General features: G+C 63.9%; 12 protein-coding genes. 10 read left to right on the top strand and 2 right to left on the bottom strand.

The features are described 5' to 3' along the window. Positions 1-23 precede the first annotated feature (23 nt). Together catA and catC are read left to right on the top strand one after the other, a co-directional pair. Positions 24-926: a catechol 1,2-dioxygenase gene (catA, locus tag VSR68_RS08575; RefSeq protein WP_342939398.1), complete on the top strand. Its 903-nt coding sequence runs from the start codon at positions 24-26 to the stop codon at positions 924-926. 126 nt (positions 927-1,052) lie between these two features. Beyond that, positions 1,053-1,343, top strand: coding sequence for a muconolactone Delta-isomerase (gene catC, locus VSR68_RS08570; RefSeq protein ID WP_342939397.1), 291 nt, complete (start codon positions 1,053-1,055; stop codon positions 1,341-1,343). A gap of 135 nt (positions 1,344-1,478) precedes the next feature. Here catC and hmpA read toward each other — a convergent pair whose 3' ends face one another. Continuing rightward, positions 1,479-2,660: an NO-inducible flavohemoprotein gene (hmpA, locus tag VSR68_RS08565; RefSeq protein ID WP_342939396.1), complete on the bottom strand. Its 1,182-nt coding sequence runs from the start codon at positions 2,658-2,660 to the stop codon at positions 1,479-1,481. 130 nt (positions 2,661-2,790) lie between these two features. Between hmpA and norR the strand changes: the two genes are divergently transcribed. The 6 genes from norR (at position 2,791) to VSR68_RS08535 (ending at position 10,070) form a co-directional block, all read left to right on the top strand. Then, complete coding sequence (gene norR, locus VSR68_RS08560) at positions 2,791-4,389, top strand: nitric oxide reductase transcriptional regulator NorR (RefSeq protein ID WP_342939395.1); 1,599 nt, start codon at positions 2,791-2,793, stop codon at positions 4,387-4,389. 82 nt (positions 4,390-4,471) lie between these two features. Continuing rightward, entirely contained in the window at positions 4,472-4,909 is a 438-nt protein-coding gene (locus VSR68_RS08555) for a MarR family transcriptional regulator (RefSeq protein ID WP_342939394.1), read from the top strand. A gap of 152 nt (positions 4,910-5,061) precedes the next feature. After that, complete coding sequence (locus VSR68_RS08550; protein WP_342939393.1) at positions 5,062-5,499, top strand: MarR family winged helix-turn-helix transcriptional regulator; 438 nt, start codon at positions 5,062-5,064, stop codon at positions 5,497-5,499. A 37-nt stretch (positions 5,500-5,536) separates the two neighbouring features. Next, positions 5,537-7,036, top strand: a complete 1,500-nt coding sequence (locus VSR68_RS08545; RefSeq protein ID WP_342939392.1) for an efflux transporter outer membrane subunit — start codon at positions 5,537-5,539, stop codon at positions 7,034-7,036. A 34-nt stretch (positions 7,037-7,070) separates the two neighbouring features. Continuing rightward, complete coding sequence (locus tag VSR68_RS08540) at positions 7,071-8,405, top strand: HlyD family efflux transporter periplasmic adaptor subunit (RefSeq protein ID WP_342939391.1); 1,335 nt, start codon at positions 7,071-7,073, stop codon at positions 8,403-8,405. Positions 8,406-8,510: 105 nt separating this feature from the next. Further along, entirely contained in the window at positions 8,511-10,070 is a 1,560-nt protein-coding gene (locus tag VSR68_RS08535) for a DHA2 family efflux MFS transporter permease subunit (protein ID WP_342939390.1), read from the top strand. A 121-nt stretch (positions 10,071-10,191) separates the two neighbouring features. Here VSR68_RS08535 and VSR68_RS08530 read toward each other — a convergent pair whose 3' ends face one another. Further along, positions 10,192-11,847 (bottom strand): tetratricopeptide repeat protein, encoded by a 1,656-nt coding sequence (locus VSR68_RS08530; RefSeq protein ID WP_342939389.1) that lies wholly within the window; start codon positions 11,845-11,847, stop codon positions 10,192-10,194. 685 nt (positions 11,848-12,532) lie between these two features. Between VSR68_RS08530 and mprF the strand changes: the two genes are divergently transcribed. Both mprF and VSR68_RS08520 read left to right on the top strand, forming a co-directional pair. Further along, a complete protein-coding gene (mprF, locus tag VSR68_RS08525) occupies positions 12,533-15,124 on the top strand; it encodes a bifunctional lysylphosphatidylglycerol flippase/synthetase MprF (RefSeq protein WP_342939388.1) in 2,592 nt (863 codons plus the stop codon). Beyond that, on the top strand, positions 15,121-16,398 hold the full coding sequence (locus tag VSR68_RS08520; RefSeq protein WP_342939387.1) for a virulence factor family protein: 1,278 nt from the start codon (positions 15,121-15,123) through the stop codon (positions 16,396-16,398). The genes mprF and VSR68_RS08520 overlap by 4 nt, the downstream gene beginning before the upstream one ends. Positions 16,399-17,001 lie beyond the last annotated feature (603 nt).

Raw genomic sequence — 17,001 nt, 5'->3', positions numbered from 1 at the left:
ATTGGACTAAAGGAGACATCCCCATGGAAATCAAAGCCATCGACGCCCTGTTGAACACGATCAACGAGAGCGCCACGCACGAAGGCAATGCCCGCACGAAGCAGGTGGTGAACCGCATCATTCGCGATCTGTTCATCACGATCGACGAACTCGATGTGACGCCGAACGAGTTCTGGTCGGCGCTGAACTATCTCGGCGAAGCGGGCCAAAGCGGCGAACTCGGCCTGCTGGCGGCGGGTCTTGGCTTCGAGCACTTCCTGGACGTCCGTCTCGACGAAGCAGAAAAGAATGCAGGTGTCACGGGTGGCACGCCGCGCACGATCGAAGGTCCGCTGTATGTGGCGGGCGCGCCGGAATCGACGGGCCATGCGCGTCTGGACAACGGCAACGAGCCGGGCGAAACGCTCGTGATGCGCGGTCGCGTGCTCGCAGAAAACGGCGAACCGCTGCGCGGTGCGCTCGTCGAAGTGTGGCACGCGAACCATCTCGGCAATTACTCGCACTTCGACAAGTCGCAACCCGAATACAACCTGCGCCGCTCGATCCGCACCGATGAAAACGGTAACTACAGCTTCCGCAGCGTGGTTCCCATCGGCTATAGCGTGCCGCCCGAAGGCAAGACGCAGCAGTTGCTCGATCTGCTCGGCCGTCACGGCCATCGTCCCGCGCACATTCACTTCTTCGTGTCGGCGCCTGGCTATCGCAAGCTGACGACGCAAATCAACATCGAAGGCGATCCGTATCTGTGGGACGATTTCGCGTTCGCCACGCGCGAAGGCCTCGTGCCCGCGGTGAAAAAGGAAGAGGGCGCAACGGGCAAGCCTTATGGGATCGACGGCCAGTTCGCGCTGATAGACTTCGACTTCAATCTCGTCAAGGAACGCAACGACGTGCCGACGAGTGAAGTGGACCGCGCTCGCGCCTGATCGCGCAGCATCGTCGAATGGTTGAATGCGGCCGCCGCTTAAGGCGGTCGCGCGCATTGAAAACGCGGCATGTATTGAATGTCGCGCAATCGCCCGAAAGTAACTCAAAACAAGCGGAGTACCCGAATGCTATTTCACGTGAAGATGGTCGTTAAGCTGCCGCCCGATATGCCTGCGGAACGAGCGAACGAATTGAAGGCCAACGAAAAGGCGATGGCGCAGCGGCTGCAACAGGAAGGAATCTGGAGACACTTGTGGCGTATCGCCGGGCTCTATGCAAACTACAGCGTGTTCGACGTGGAAAGTCCCGCGCACCTGAATGATCTGCTCATGCAGTTGCCGCTCTATCCGTATATGGAAGTCGAAGTCGATGCGATGTGCCGGCATCCGTCGTCGATTCATGAGGACGATCGCTAACGGCTTTAGCTTCTGCACCTGTTTTCGCCAGGGCCGTAAAAACAAAAAAAGGAAGAGACCAGTTACGCGTCTCTTCCAAAGTACTACTAGGGTAGCCCTACCAGATAACAACCACTACAACAAAAATCAGCTCGATTAGTCGAGCGCCGCAGCAGGCCCGAAGAATTCGTAACGGCTCTGCTTCTCGGGCACGCCGATCGCCTTCAGATGGCGCTTCACGGCCTTCATGAAAGGCTTCGGTCCGAGGAAATACACATCGACGTCGCGCGTCGCGGGCATCCATTCGATCAGACGCGCTTCATCGAGCAAGCCTTCCGCGTGATGCGCTTCATCGTCGGCACGCGGCTTTTCGTACACGTAAAAGCGCTTGAGTTGCGGATGACGGTCCGCGAGATCGTCGATGACGTCGCGGAACGCATGCACGCCGCCGTGACGCGCTGCGTGGATGAAGTGAATCGGACGCGACGTTTGCAACGCGGCGTTGAGCATCGCGAGCGTCGGCGTGATGCCGACACCGCCGCTGATCAGCACGAGCGGCTTCTCGCTGCTCTCCAGCGTGAAGTCACCCGACGGCGCGTACAGGTCCAGCGTCGAGCCCTCGTGCACGGAGTCGTGCAGGAAGTTCGAGCCCCGGCCGTTCGGCTCGCGCTTCACGCTGATCCGATATTCGTGGCCATTTGCCGCAGCCGACAGCGAATAGTTGCGGCGGATTTCCTCACCTTCGACGACCAGGCGCAAGCCGATGTACTGGCCCGGACTGAATTCGAGCACATCGCCGCCGTCGGCCGGGCGCAGATAGAACGACGTGATTTCGTCGCTCTCCTTGACCTTGCGCGCCACCACGAACTCACGCGTGCCGCGCCAGCCGCCATTGGCCGTTTCCTTTTCGACATACACCTTTTCTTCGAGACCGATCAGCAGGTCGGCCAGTTGCTGATAGGCCGCAGCCCATGCTTCGATCACGGCATCCGTTGCGATCTCCGCGCCCAGCACTTCGCGGATCGCGCGCAGCAGACATCCGCCGACGATCGGATAATGCTCGGGAAGGATGTTCAGCGCGACGTGTTTGTTGACGATTTGCGAAACCAGTCCGCCGAGTTGTTCGAGTTGATCGATATGACGCGCGTACATCAGCACCGCATTCGCCAGCGCACGCGGCTGGTCGCCTGATTGCTGGTGCGCCTGGTTGAACAGCGGGCGCACGGTCGGGTACTCCGACAGCATGATCTTGTAGAAGTGCGTCGTGAGCGCTTCGCCGCCGCTTTCGAGCAGGGGCACGGTTGCCTTGATGATTGCGCGTTGTTCGGCTGACAGCATGAATTTGTTCCTCGCGGTTGGGTGAGTGGCGCCCGCCAATGCGGCGGGTCTCGGGTAATCACCTAATGCAGGTATCGGGCCAGCTCGCGAGCGTCGTAAAATCAAAGGGTTAGAAAAATCGTCTGTGGATATGACAAGGGTTAAACAGACTTCATTCGAAGTCAAACTGACTGCATCCGAGGTCCTCGATGCACTGATTCCGCTCGTCGAGGACCTGTCGCGCGACCTGCCGGAGCGCGAGCGCTATCGCCGGCTGCTGACGACGCTGCGCACGCTTTTTCCCGGCGATGCAGCGGCCCTTTTGCGTCTCGACGAAGACACGCTCGTACCGCTCGCGATCGACGGCCTGAGCGGCGATACGCTCGGCAGGCGCTTTCGAGTCGGCGATCATCCGCGCTTCGAATCGCTGCTCTCGAGTCGCGAGCCGACGCGCTTTCCCGCCGATTCCGCGTTGCCCGATCCCTACGACGGCCTCGTGCAGGGCGTGAGCGGCCATCTCGAAGTGCACGATTGCCTGGGCTGTCCTCTGTTCATCGGCGGCAGGCCGTGGGGCTTGCTGACGCTCGATGCGCTCGACCCGGAGCGCTTCGACAGCATCGACACGGATGCGCTGCAGGCGTTTCTGAGCCTCGCGGCGGCCACGGTGAGCGTCGCGGAGCGCATCCATACGCTCGAGCGCAACACGGAAGAAGAGCGTCAGCGCGCCGAGGCGTACCGCCAGGCGAGCGGGCAGAGCAGCCGCGATATGATCGGCAGCAGCGCGGCGCATCAGCAACTCGTCAACGAAATCCGCGTCGTCGCGAACAGCGAGCTGACGGTGCTCGTCACGGGCGAAACGGGCGTCGGCAAAGAGCTCGTCGCGAACGCGATTCACAGCGGCTCGCCGCGCGCGAACAAGCCGATGATCAGTCTCAACTGCGCAGCGCTGCCCGATACGCTCGTCGAAAGCGAACTGTTCGGGCATGTGCGCGGCGCGTTCTCGGGCGCGTCGTCGGACCGCAGCGGCAAGTTCGAGCTGGCCGACGGCGGCACGCTCTTTCTCGACGAAGTCGGCGAACTGCCGCTCGGCGTGCAGGCGAAGCTGCTGCGCGTGCTGCAGAACGGGCAGTTGCAGCGCATCGGCTCGGACAGCGAGCACAAGGTGGACGTGCGGCTTATCGCCGCGACGAATCGCGATCTGGCCGAAGAAGTGCGCGCCGGACGTTTTCGCGCGGACCTGTATCACCGGCTGAGCGTCTATCCGCTGCGCGTGCCGCCGCTGCGCGAACGCGGACGCGATGTGCTGCTGCTCGCGGGCTTCTTCCTCGAAGAGAACCGCGCGCGGCTCGGGCTGCTCAGCATCCGGCTCGCGCACGACGCGCAGGCCGCGCTGCTTGCGTACAACTGGCCGGGCAACGTGCGCGAACTGGAGCACATGATCGGGCGCAGCGCGTTCAAGGCGCTGTCGCGGCATCGCGAGCGTCCACGCATTCTGACGCTGACGGCTGCGGACCTCGGCATGTCGGCGAACCCCGGCGGCGATCTGGCCGCGCCCGCATCGAGTTCGTCTTCGACGGACACAGGCGATGCGAGCGTCACCGATTTCCGCAGCGCCGTCACGGCCTACGAGCGCACGCTCGTCAGCGACGCGCTCGAGCGCAACAACCATAACTGGGCGGCCGTCGCGCGTACGCTCGGCATGGATCGCGCGAACCTGAACCGGCTCGCGAAGCGTCTCGGGTTGAAGTGAGCAAGTTTCGAGCGGCGCGCGAGACCTGATTTGGTAGTATCTGATATGTCAGTCAGATCGCCGTTTGCTCAGGAGGCCTCGCGTGCGTCACTACACCAAAGACAATTTCAAGGTGCGGGAGAGCGTCGGCTTCCAGCTCGTGAAGGCGCGCAACCTGATCGTCACCGAGATGGACGCGGCGCTCAAGGAACTCGACATCTCCGGCCAGCAAATGGGCATCGTGCTGATGCTCAGACAGAAACTCGCGTCGACGCCATTCGAGCTGTCGAAAATGCTCGGCATCGACACGGGTCTGATGACCCGCATGCTGGACAAGCTCGAAACGAGAGGGCTGCTGGTGCGCTCGCGCGATCAGGAAGACCGTCGCGTCGTCAATCTTTCTCTGACGAAGGACGGCATCGCCGTCGCCGATCAGATTCCCGAAATCGCGCCTGACGTGCTCAACGCGCGCCTCAAGGACTTCACCAAGGCCGAACTCACGGAACTGCGCCGCTTGCTGCGCAAATTCCTGGGCGAGTGAACACGCTCTGCGCGGCCGTTCGGTCCGCGCGCGCATTCTCCAGCTGAAAGACAAGGACTGTCGCATCTGATGGAACAATGAGTTTCACGCATGCGCCGTTGACTGTATCTGACACGTCAATTATTGTTCTTGCAAATAGCACGGAGTCAGAGATGTCGCACGATCCGAAAGACGATTTCCATTTGACGCAAGACGTCATTTGCGCGATTAGCAAGGCGCGCAACGTCGTGATGACGCAGATGGATGCAGCGGTGAAGGACCTGAACATCAGGGCGCACCACGTGGGCATCTTGTTGTCGCTGATGCGCGGCATCGATACGACGCCGGCGATGCTGTCGCGGCACCTTGGCATCGACACGGGTCTGATGACGCGCATGCTCGACAAGCTCGAAGCGCACAGCATGCTCACGCGCTCGCGCAGCATCGACGATCGGCGCGTTGTGAATCTCGAACTGACGGACTCGGGTCGGGAGATCGCGCTGCGCATCGCCGAGATCGCGCCTGACGTGCTGAACGCACGCCTCGGGCGCTTCACGGTAGCGGAATTCGACGAACTGCGCCGTCTGCTTCGAAAATTCCTCGACGATTGAGCGATTTTTTTTATCCAGTTATCTGATAGGTCAGAAAATGAGCAATCAGTCAAACAATCGGTCAAGCACCAGACAGCGCGCATCGCGGGTGCTGAAAGTGGGCGTGTCGGTGATGTTCGCAGCGGTGCTGTCGGCGTGCGTGAACTACGCGGGCATCCACAGCGACGCGAAGACGGCCGAGCCACAGCAATACGCGACGCAGCAGAGCATTCCCGCCGAACAGGGCCATTGGCCCGCCGCCAATTGGGCCGATCAGTTCGGCGATGCGCAACTGAAGGCGCTGATCGACGAGGCGCTGAAGAGCAGCCCGACGCTCGACCAGGCGCGTGCCCGCGTCGCGTCTGCTTCGGCGTATAGCGAAACGGCGAAGGCGGGCACGATGCCGCGCGTCGACGCGAGCTACTCGCTCACGCGCCAGCAGTTTTCCAGCACGGCGCTCGTGCCGCCTCCATACGGCGGCTCGTGGCAGACGGAAAACAAGGGCCTCTTGAGCGCTTCGTACGATCTCGATCTGTGGGGCAAGAACCGCGAGGCGTTGAAGTCGGCTGTCTCGCAGCTTCAGGCCAGCCAGGCCGACGCGGAACGCGTCAAGCTGACGCTGACGACCTCGATCGCCCGCACGTATAACCACCTCGCGCGCCTGTACGTGCTGCGCGACATCGCGCAACAGGAGATCGCGCAGCGCGAGCAGATCGACCGCATCACGGCGGGCCGTATCGCGACGGGGCTGGATACGGAAGTCGAGCGCAAGACCGCGCAGGCCAATCTCGCGACGAGCCGCGCCACGCTGAAGGCGCTCGACGGCCAGATTCTCGCGACGCGCTATCAGATCGCCGCGCTGCTCGGCGCGGGCCCGGACCGTGGCTTGCAGATCGCGCGTCCGACGCTCGGCATCGGCGACGAAGTGCGTCTGCCCGACAACCTGCCCGCCGATCTCGTGAGCCGCCGCCCCGATATCGTGGCCGCCCGCTGGCGCGTCGATGCGATGACGCACGACGTGAAGGAAGCGAAGGCCGAGTTCTATCCCGACATCAACCTGAGCGCGGCGATCGGTCTCGACGCGTTCGGCTTCGGCCGCTTTCTGACGGCGGCGAGCCGCACTGCGTCGGTGGGCCCGGCGATCCATCTGCCCATCTTCGATGCAGGCGAACTGCGCGCGCAACTGAAGGGCCGTTACGCCGATTTCGATTACGCCGTCGCGACGTACAACCAGACGCTCGTCACCGCATTGAACGAAGTCGCGACGCAGCTCGCCGACGCGCGCTCGACGGACGGGCAGCTCGTCGATGCGCAGAACGCGCAGGACGCCGCGCGCCAGGCCGACAAGCTCGCGCTGGTGCAGTACAAGGCCGGTCTCACGAACCAGCTGACCGTGCTGAATGCCGACGTCAACGCGCTTTCCGCCGATCAGGCCGTCGCGAACCTGCGCATGGACCGCCGCGACCAGCAGATCGCGCTGGCCTCCGCGCTTGGCGGCGGCTTCGTCGATGCGTCGAATGCGTCCGATCCCAACACGCCTGCCGTCGCCGCGCGCTGAGCGGCGACTCACCGAATCCGCCTGGAGAATCGAAATGAGCGAACTCAACACCCCGGAGCGTCAAGCGACGCAAGACACGCAAGCGACGGCAGCAGCGCCCGCGAAGCAGAATGCCGCCGCGAACGAGCCCAACACACGCAAGCGCAAGCTGTTGCTCGCGCTGCTCGGCGTGGCCGTCGTCGTGTCGGCGGCGGCTTATGGCGCGTACTACATGACGTATGCCCGCTATCACGAGACCACCGACGACGCATATGTCAGCGGCAATCTCGTTCAGTTGACGCCGCAGGTGACGGGCACCGTCGTCGCCGTGAACGCCGACGACACGCAGATTGTGAAAGCAGGCGACTCCGTCGTGAAGCTCGACAACGCCGATGCGAAGGTTGCACTCGGCAACGCCGAAGCGACGCTCGGCCAGACCGTGCGGCAAGTGAGCAGCCTCTACGTGAACAACGATTTCTATGCGGCCAACGTCGCGCAGAAGCAATCCGATCTGGCGCGCGCGCAGGACGATCTGCGCCGCCGCCGTGCCGTCGCCGATACGGGCGCGGTGTCGGCGGAAGACATCGCGCACGCACGCGATACCGTGACGGCCGCGCAGGCCGCGCTCGATGCCGCGCGTCAACAGGCGGAAGCGAACCGCGCGTTGACCGATCGCACGACGATCGAACAGCATCCGAACGTGCAGGCCGCTGCATCGAAAGTGCGCGACGCGTACCTCGCTTATGCGCGGAACACGCTGCCCGCGCCCGTCACCGGCTATGTCGCGAAGCGCTCGGTGCAGGTCGGCCAGCGCGTGTCGCCGGGCACGCCGCTGATGGCGATCGTGCCGCTCGACGGCGTGTGGGTCGATGCGAACTACAAGGAAAGCCAGTTGCGCAACATGCGCATCGGTCAGCCCGTGACGCTGACGGCCGACGTGTATGGCGGCAAGGTCCAGTATCACGGCCGCGTGGTGGGCTTTTCGGCGGGCACGGGCAGCGCGTTCGCAACGCTGCCCGCGCAGAACGCGACGGGCAACTGGATCAAGGTCGTGCAACGCCTGCCCGCGCGTATCCAGCTCGACCAGAAGGAACTCGAAGCGCATCCGCTGCGTATCGGTCTTTCGATGGAAGTCGATGTCGACACGCGCGACGACACCGGCGCGCAACTCGGCACGGCGATGAACACGACGTATCACACCGATGTGTTCGATGGATACGGCGCGCAGGCCGACGCGGAGATCGAGAAGATCATCGCGCAGAACAGCGTGCCGATCCATGAGGGCGCGATGGCCAGCGCCACATCGTCGCGGCCGATCACGAAGCGCGACGCGGACCTGAAGAACGACAAGGGCGACAGGCGCGTCGGCGCGGCCCAGCGCGCCGGTTAATCCACATCCCGTGACGCGGCTCACATCCGCGTCACGGTCCGCCCAATTATCTGATCAGTCAGATAAAAGACGCCGACCGATAGAAAACATGGGACCTGAACTGACATGAATCCCTCGACGCAACTTTCACCGCCACCGCTCACGGGCGGCAAGCTGGTCCTCGCGACGATCGCCGTCGCGCTTGCGACGTTCATGAACGTGCTCGACTCGTCGATTGCGAACGTTGCGATTCCAACCATCTCCGGCAATCTCGGCGTGTCCGTCGACGAAGGCACGTGGGTCATCACGCTGTTCTCGGCGGCCAATGCCGTCGCGATTCCGCTGACGGGCTGGCTCACGCAGCGCGTCGGCCAGATCAGGCTGTTCGTCGCCGCGATCGTGCTGTTCGTGTTCTCGTCGTGGCTGTGCGGCGTCGCGCCGAATCTGATCGTGCTGCTTGCCGCGCGCGTGTTGCAGGGCGCGGTCGCGGGCCCGCTGATTCCGCTGTCGCAGGCGATTCTGCTCGGCTCTTATCCGAAAGAAAGAAGCTCGACGGCGCTGTCGCTGTGGGCGATGACGGCGACCGTCGGTCCGATCGCAGGCCCGGCGCTGGGCGGCTGGATCACCGACAGCTACAGCTGGTCGTGGATCTTCTATATCAACATTCCCGTTGGCCTGTTCGCCGCCGCCGTGACGTGGATCATCTATCGCGACCGCGAATCGCCGGCACGCAAGCTGCCCATCGACAAGGTCGGACTGTTGTCGCTGATCGCCTGGGTCGCGTCGCTGCAGATCATGCTGGACAAGGGCAAGGACCTCGACTGGTTCAACTCGCCCGTGATCTGCGCGCTCGCGGTCATCGCGGCCATCAGCTTCCTGTTCTTCCTGATCTGGGAGTTCACGGAGAAGAATCCGATCGTCGATATTCGCCTGTTCGCTGTGCGCAATTTCCGCGGCGGCACGATTGCGATCTCGGTCGCGTATGCCGTGTTCTTCTCGAACCTCGTGATCCTGCCGCAATGGATTCAGGGCTATCTCGGCTATCGTTCCGTCGATGCCGGTCTCGTGACCGCGCCGCTCGGCATCTTCGCCGTGCTGCTCGCGCCCGTGATGGCGAAGATCATGCCGAAGTCCGATGCGCGCGTGCTCGCGACGCTCGCCTTCATCGGCTTCGCAGGCGTGTTCTTCATGCGCTCGCAGTACACGACGGGCGTCGACCCGTGGACGCTGATCCTGCCGACGCTGCTGCAAGGCATTCCGATGGCGCTGTTCTTCGTGCCGCTGACGGCGATCATCCTGTCGGGCCTGCCCGCCGACAAGATTCCGGCCGCAGCGGGCCTGTCGAACTTCGTGCGCGTGTTCGCGGGCGGCGTGGGCACGTCGCTCATCACGACGGGCTGGAACAACCGGACCATCCTGCACCACGCGCAACTCGCGGAGCAGTCGAGCGTGAACAACCCCGCGTACACGAACGCGATCGCGAACGTGCACTCGACGCTCGGCGGCAGCATGAATCAGGCTGTCGCGTTCTTCGAGCACTCCCTGAACGCGCAGGCTGCGATGCTCGGGCTGAACGACATCTTCTGGCTGTCGTCGATGATCTTTATCGTGATCATTCCGCTGATCTGGCTGACGCGGCCCGCCAAGGGCGGCGGTGGCGGCGCGGCAGCGGCGGGCGCGCATTGAGCGTGGGCCGATCGAGCCGGTCGCGCGTAAGTGTGTGAAGCCCCGGTCCAGTCAATGGACCGGGGTTTTTCGCTGAAGCGCTGAAGCGCTGAACGCGTCGGTGGCTGCGGCAGTGAAGCGCTCAGCCCCGCTGCTGCGCGACAGCCTTGCGAACGGGATCGACAGCAGGCGTTGCGTCGTGCGGCGTCGGCGTCGCGTCGATGTTCTTCACTTCGATGATGCCGGCGCCGCGTCCCTTGACGCTGTTCGTCGGCGCAGTGGTCGGCAGCATCAGTTCGGGCTTGTTGCACGTTTTCGCGCGCGCTTCGGGCTGCATCGCGACGGGCTGCGTGCCCGCCGAGTCCTTGTCCGCGCCCGTTGCGATCTGCGCATCGCTGCATCCCCACGATTCGAGCAGCGAGCGCGCCATCCCCGTCGAGCATTGCGCGCGGCTGCGCGTGATGCGCGCCGCAACCTTCATGAACGCGCTGTCGTGCAGCGCTTCGAGCCGCTCATACGCGCGCCCGGCGCCGTCGATGTTCAGCGCAACGGCCGTGCGATACGCGTCGCGCGCGTCGTCCATTGCAGCGGGCGAGACGAGGCCCGTCTTCATCGACGGCAGACGCAGCGCGTCGCCGAGATTCACATACGCTTCCTGATAGCCGGGATTCTTCGCGATCGCGATCCGCAATTCGTCGACGGCGGCGGCGCGATAGTCGGTGCCCGGCTGCATCGAGGCATCCGCGAGCGCGGGCATCTGCGCGAGCCCGAGCCACGCGCGGGCGAGTGCGTTGTGCGCGGGCGCGTAGTCCTTGTGCAGCTGAACGGCGCGCTTGAGCACGTTGGCGGCGTGCTGGTAGCAGCCCATGTCGGCGAGCGCGACGCCCCAGTTGTAGTACGCCCACGGACGCACCTTCTTCCACGCATGCAGCTCGCCGCTCATGTCGACGATGCGGCGCGCGTGCCGGATCGAGCCTTCGTAGTCGCGCGCGTAGGTGTCGAGCTTCGACAGCGCGAGCAACGCCCACGCGGCATCCTCTTGCGACGCGCCCGACGCGTCGCGCCCCGAGCCCGCCGCCAATTGTTCGAAGCGCTCGCGCACGTCGTCGAACTGGCAGGGCGCGTCATCCGTGCCTCCCTTCAGGCAGCGCTTCTGCTCCATCTGCGTCAGATACGACGCGTACAGCAGCGGGCTCTGATGCTGAAGGATCGTCATCGCCGCTTGCCGCAGCGCATGCGTGAGCGCCTGCGATTCGCTCGACGCATCCGCTTGCGCGATCGCTTCGGGCGACATGCCGTTGCCGAGCGCGACGGTGCGTCCGTCGGGATCGCGCAGCGTGAGCATCATCGCGAACGACGACGGCGTGCCGACGACCGTGCCGTACACCGACGAGTCGCGCTTGAGCAGCGTGCGCGCGAATTCGATCAGCGGGCGGATCGACAGATCGGTGCCGGGCACGGTGATGTCGGGCAGCTTGAACTCGGAGAGCACGTGCTCGGTATCGTTTGCGGGCGTGACGGATTCGGCTTCCTTGCGCAGATCGCTGAGCGTATCGACGAGCACATGCTGCAAGGTCTGATCGGTATAGCCACGGTGCTTGAAATCGTCGGAGACCGCGATCGGCTCGACGAGCGTCAGCGGATCGAACCACGCGCCGCACAGCGCGATGATCCGCGGCCCGAGATAGAACGCCGCGACGAGGACGAGCGGAATCACGATGCCGAGATACAGCACGTGGCGGCACAGGAACCGTATCGCCCAGACCAGCGCGGCGAGCGGATTGTCGAGAGGTTTCATGGGATCTCCTTGCGTTGCGCTGCGATTGGCGCACCTGTCACAAGGCATCGAACATGCCAATTCGTCTGATGCTGGAAGGAACAAGGCCAGGCGGGCGATAAGCCGCAAGGGTGTCGGGAGACGGGCAACAAACCGGAGGCGGGAGTTGGATCGCGGGCATCACAGGCCTCGATTTGACGGTTGCCGGCCTGTCTGCTTTCACCATCCGCATGGAGGCGAAGGCAAATGCAATGACAAATAAGGGTAAACGTAAGGACAAATCTGGTATCGTTCGCGCGGGCTCGATCTGCCTGAACACGAAAACCGGCATCGCCGGGATTTGTTCCAACCGGTACATCCGCCGGCCCTGCACCGGCCGAAGAGCAAGCCGCCATGCGGGTCGGCGCCTCGTCGCCCGTCATGGACAGCGCCCGGGCAGGACAATTCGTCGTCGGGAAGATCCGCCTCAATGTCAGGCCGATTACCGGCCACATCAGGATTTCTTAAGCGAAAACCGCAAAAAATCGTCTTCGGGTTCCTCCCGGTGTCAACCTTTTGGGCAAATTGCCGTTGTCCGTTTGTAAAGAGTTGAAAAAGGCGAAGTCAGGGCGGCCATAGCTCCCCGGATCGCTCCGAAATCCAACCGTATTCGATGCGGACGCAACGAGACCATTGCTGCGCATCGTGGCAACACCCGAATTCATCCATGTCTGACCAACCCCGTTTTTCGAGCAGCGCGGCCGCGCTGCTTCAGCGAGCATGCGCCGCGCTCGGCAGCCGGCGGCTGCTGTCGCCCGTGCTGTCGCTGGGCGTCTGCGTGCTGCTCCTGATCGTCTTCCAGCACCTGTCGCAGGCCGTCGACTATCGCTCGGTGATCCGCCACCTGCGTCATCTGACGGCGGGCGAGTGGTCGGCCGCGCTCGGCGCGACCGTGCTCAGCTATATCGCTCTAGCGGGCCGCGATGCCGTCGGGCTGCGCTACGTCGGCAAGACGGTGCCGCGCGCGGCGCTCTGGATCGGCGCGACGGCGGGCTCGGCGCTCGGCAACGTGACCGGCTTCGGCGCGCTGACGGGCGGCGCGGTGCGCGCGCGCGTCTACGCGGTCGCCGACGTGACGCCCGCGCAGATCGGCCGCATGACTGTCTTCACGAGCGTTTCGCTTGCGCTCGCGCTCGTGCTGATGACGGCACTCGGCATGCTGTGCGACGCAGCGACGCTCGCGCCGATGCTCCACAGCCCGACGGGCGCGCTCGCGTGGGGCGGCGCGGCGCTGCTGACGCTGCTCGGGCTCTTGACGCTCGCGTGCGGCAAGGACACGCGGCAAATCCGCACGCGCTGGAGCTGGCTCGCGTTCGATGTGCCGTCGCGCCGCGACTTCGTCGCGCAAGTGCTGCTCGCCGCGCTCGACGTGGTCGCCGCCGGTCTCGCGCTGTGGGCGCTGTTGCCGCACACGGACGTGAGCTTCGTGTCGTTCATCACGATCTACGCGGCGGCGATGCTGCTCGGGCTGATCGGCCATACGCCGGGCGGCGTCGGCGTGTTCGAGGCGGCGATGGTGTTCGCGCTCGGCGGCAGCGTGCAGACGCACTATATGGTCGCCGCGCTGCTCGCCTATCGCGCGATCTATTTCGGCTTGCCGCTGATCGTGTCGGCGGGACTGCTGGCCGGCTTCGAAGGACGCGCGCTGCGAAAGCATCTGCCGCTGCATCACGCGGCGGCCGTCTCGCAGCTCGCGCCGCTGTTTCTGAGCCTCGTGACGTTCGTCGTCGGCGGCATGCTGGTGATCTCCAGTGCGACGCCCGCGTTCTGGCATCGCATCGCGATCCTGCGGGACTTTTTGCCGCTGTGGGTGCTCGAAGGCTCGCAGATGCTGTGCAGCCTCGTCGGCGTGGCGCTGCTGTTCGTCGCGCGCGGTCTGTCGCGGCGACTCGATGCGGCATGGTGGCTCACGCTCGGCCTCGCTGTCCTGAGTCTCGCGCTGTCTCTGACGAAGGGTCTCGCGTTCGTCGAAGCGGGCGTGCTGTCCACGCTGATCGTGCTGCTTCTCGCGACGCGCTCGCGCTTCAATCGCCGCTCGTCGCTGTTTGCCGAGCCGTTCACGGCGGCCTGGCTCGTGTCGGTGATGATGGTGCTGATGCTCGCGGTGTGGGTGATGCTGTTCGCGTTCCGCGACGTGCCTTATACGCGCGACCTGTGGTGGCAATTCGCTTTCGACGAACGCGCGCCGCGCGCGCTGCGCGCGACGCTCGCGGCCAGCCTGTTCGCCGCGACGTTCTCGTTCTGGCAATTGCTGCGTCCCGCGGCGGGCCGCTTCGTGAAGCCGGCGAAGCAGGATCTCGAGGACGCGGCCCGCATCTTCCGCGCGCAGGAACGCAGCGACGCCGGCCTCGCGCTGATGGGCGACAAGAGCTTTCTGTTCTCCAAGTCGCGCCAGGCCTTTCTGATGTACGCGAAGTACGGCCGCACGTGGGCCGCGCTGCACGATCCCGTCGGCCCGCGCTGCGAGTGGGCCGACCTGATCGGCGAGTTCGTCGCGCTCGCGCATGCGCATGGCGGGCGCGCCGCGTTCTATCAGGTGCGCGCGAATGCGCTGCCGCTCTATCTCGACGCGGGCCTCACGCTGATGAAGCTCGGCGAGGAAGCGCATGTCGTGCTCGACGAATTCGACCTGAAGGGTTCGCATCGCGCGCATCTTCGCTATGCGTTGAAGCGCGGCGAGCGCGACGGCTTCACGGTCGAAGTGATCGAGCCGGCGCGCGTGCCCGAATCGATGGAGACGCTGCGCGCGATTTCCGACGTCTGGCTCGACAGCCGTGATGCACGCGAAAAGAGCTTCTCCGTCGCTGCGTTCACGGAGGACTATCTGGCCGCGCAATCGGTGATGCTAGTGCGTCAGAACGGCGAGCCCGTCGCGTTCGTCACGTTCATGACGACGGACCTGAACACGGAAGCGACCGTCGGCGTGATGCGCCACGTGACGCAAGCGTCGCCGTATGCAATGGAGTATCTGTTCACCCAGCTCGCGCTGCATCTGAAGCACGCGGGCTTCCGTTCGCTGAGCCTCGGCATGGCGCCGTTCTCCGGCATGTCGCCGACGCCGCTCGCGTCGCGCTGGCACCGGCTCGCGGGCATCGTGTGGCGCTTCGGCGGCCGCTTCTATAACTTCCGCGGACTGCGCGCTTTCAAGAGCAAATTCCAGCCTCATTGGGAGCCGCGCTATCTCGCTGCATCGGGGTCTGTCGGCGTGTTCTTCACGCTCGCGGATCTGTCATTGCTGGCAGGGGGCCGGCGTTCATGATCAAGCAAAAGTTCTACCGGCTCGCCGCATTGGCGAGCGTTTCGCTGTGCTCGCTCGCGGGCATCGCGCCGACGGCGCACGCATATGAAACCGTATCCGGCGGCCTTTATGGCCAGGTCACGGTGACGAAGCCCGCAGGCGAAGTGCATGGCTTCGTCGTGCTGTTCTCGCGCGAAAGCGGCTGGAGCGCTGCGGATCAGCAGGCCGCCGATGCGCTCGCGAAGGACGGCGCGATGGTGGTCGGCGTCGATACGAAGAAGTACGCGGCGAATCTCGCCGCGAAGAAAGAGACCTGCCATCAGATCGTCGGCGATGCGGAAGCTGTCAGTCATCAGCTCGAACGTCAGGTGCAGTCGAACCGCTATTTCATGCCGATTCTTGCGGGCTCGGGCCAGGGCGCAACGCTCGCGATGGCGGTGCTGAAGCAGGCGGCGGAGAACACCGTGGCGGGCGCCGTATCGGTTGCGGCGCAGCGTGATCTCGACAAGCGTTTCAACCCCTGCCCGCCGGACCCGACCATCACGCACGGCCCCGGCTTGCCCGGCTTCGTCGAAACGGATGCGAACGCATCCGCCGGCACGCAGCGCATCGTCGAACTGACGACGCCGCATCTGCGCGTCGCGCCGATGAAGGAAGAGGACGTCTCCGATCTGCCGTTGATCGAACTGCCTGCCGCGCATCCGAATGGCCTGATGGCGATCGTGATTTCAGGCGACGGCGGCTGGCGCGATCTCGACAAGACGATTGCCGAAGAGCTGCAGAAAGATGGCGTGTCCGTGATCGGCTGGGACAGCCTGCGTTACTTCTGGTCCGAGCACTCGCCGCAACAGACGAGCCACGACCTCGCGCGCGTGCTGCAAACGTACACGACGCGCTGGCACACGGAACACGTCGCGCTGATCGGCTATTCGTTCGGCGCCGACGTGATGCCGTTCGCGTACAACCGTTTGCCCGATGCGATGCGCGCAAAAGTCTCGCTGATCTCGCTGCTCGGCTTCGCGCCCGCAGCGGACTTTCAGATTCGCGTGACGGGCTGGCTCGGCATGCCCGCTAGCGACAAGGCGCTGAAGGTGAAGCCCGAGTTCGAGCGTCTGCCGCCGCGGATCGTGCAGTGCTTCTATGGCGAGCACGAAGAAGACACGCTGTGCCCGGCGCTCACGAAGACGGGTATCGAAGTGATCCGCACATCGGGCGATCATCACTTCGGGCATGACTACACGGCGCTCGAAAAGCGCATTCTCGGCGCGCTGAAAAAGCAGGCTGGCGGCGTTTGATATCTCGTGCGATATCGCGCTTGACGCGGCCTCTATAGCGAATGAAACGCGGCGACTGTGGACGAACGACAGTCGCCGCGCCTGCGATGGAATGCGCGGGTATATCCCGCATCTTCGATTATTGTTGCGGCTGCAATGGCCGCATGAGCTGTGCGTCTTTAGTGAAAAATCAAATACAGAATCACGAGGACGATAAGCGGCACACCTAGCAACCAACCGATCAGATAAGGCATCTCTTTTCTCCCTGTGCGACTGCCGAGACCAGGCGGTCGTCGTAACACAGCGCCTGCCAGAGATCGACGCAAGCGATATGCCACTGGATTTGGATTGCGTTGCAGCATGACGCCGTATCTGCGCTAAAGCCCTGATGCGGCTTGATTCAAGCGCTTATTCATGGCGATTCCGCATGCGTATGTTTTGCGCATTGCGTTCGCGTCGCAAAGTCCGGCAATGCGGGTTTTTCCGCACTGTCGCAATCTTTTCAGGTTCTATTGGCTTTTTCATAGAGTGCGCCGCAAATTGGCGAATGCGCACTAATATGAACTTTGACCGGATTTGAATTGGCGCTTTTCGAACAGGTAATGGAAGTATGCAGCGGCGCAT

Origin of the sequence: Paraburkholderia phymatum (assembly GCF_038900715.1) — a bacterium.
In the GTDB taxonomy this organism is placed as follows: Bacteria; Pseudomonadota; Gammaproteobacteria; order Burkholderiales; family Burkholderiaceae; genus Paraburkholderia; species Paraburkholderia phymatum_A.
This window is presented reverse-complemented; position numbering and strand designations above follow the sequence as displayed.

Excerpts from the sequence above, each read along its gene's own strand:
- VSR68_RS08530 (WP_342939389.1), bottom strand. The coding sequence starts at position 11,847 with ATGAAACCTCTCGACAATCCGCTCGCCGCGCTGGTCTGGGCGATACGG.
- VSR68_RS08540 (WP_342939391.1), top strand. The coding sequence starts at position 7,071 with ATGAGCGAACTCAACACCCCGGAGCGTCAAGCGACGCAAGACACGCAA.
- VSR68_RS08545 (WP_342939392.1), top strand. The coding sequence starts at position 5,537 with ATGAGCAATCAGTCAAACAATCGGTCAAGCACCAGACAGCGCGCATCG.
- norR (WP_342939395.1), top strand. The coding sequence starts at position 2,791 with ATGACAAGGGTTAAACAGACTTCATTCGAAGTCAAACTGACTGCATCC.
- VSR68_RS08550 (WP_342939393.1), top strand. The coding sequence starts at position 5,062 with ATGTCGCACGATCCGAAAGACGATTTCCATTTGACGCAAGACGTCATT.
- mprF (WP_342939388.1), top strand. The coding sequence starts at position 12,533 with ATGTCTGACCAACCCCGTTTTTCGAGCAGCGCGGCCGCGCTGCTTCAG.
- catA (WP_342939398.1), top strand. The coding sequence starts at position 24 with ATGGAAATCAAAGCCATCGACGCCCTGTTGAACACGATCAACGAGAGC.
- VSR68_RS08520 (WP_342939387.1), top strand. The coding sequence starts at position 15,121 with ATGATCAAGCAAAAGTTCTACCGGCTCGCCGCATTGGCGAGCGTTTCG.
- hmpA (WP_342939396.1), bottom strand. The coding sequence starts at position 2,660 with ATGCTGTCAGCCGAACAACGCGCAATCATCAAGGCAACCGTGCCCCTG.
- catC (WP_342939397.1), top strand. The coding sequence starts at position 1,053 with ATGCTATTTCACGTGAAGATGGTCGTTAAGCTGCCGCCCGATATGCCT.
- VSR68_RS08535 (WP_342939390.1), top strand. The coding sequence starts at position 8,511 with ATGAATCCCTCGACGCAACTTTCACCGCCACCGCTCACGGGCGGCAAG.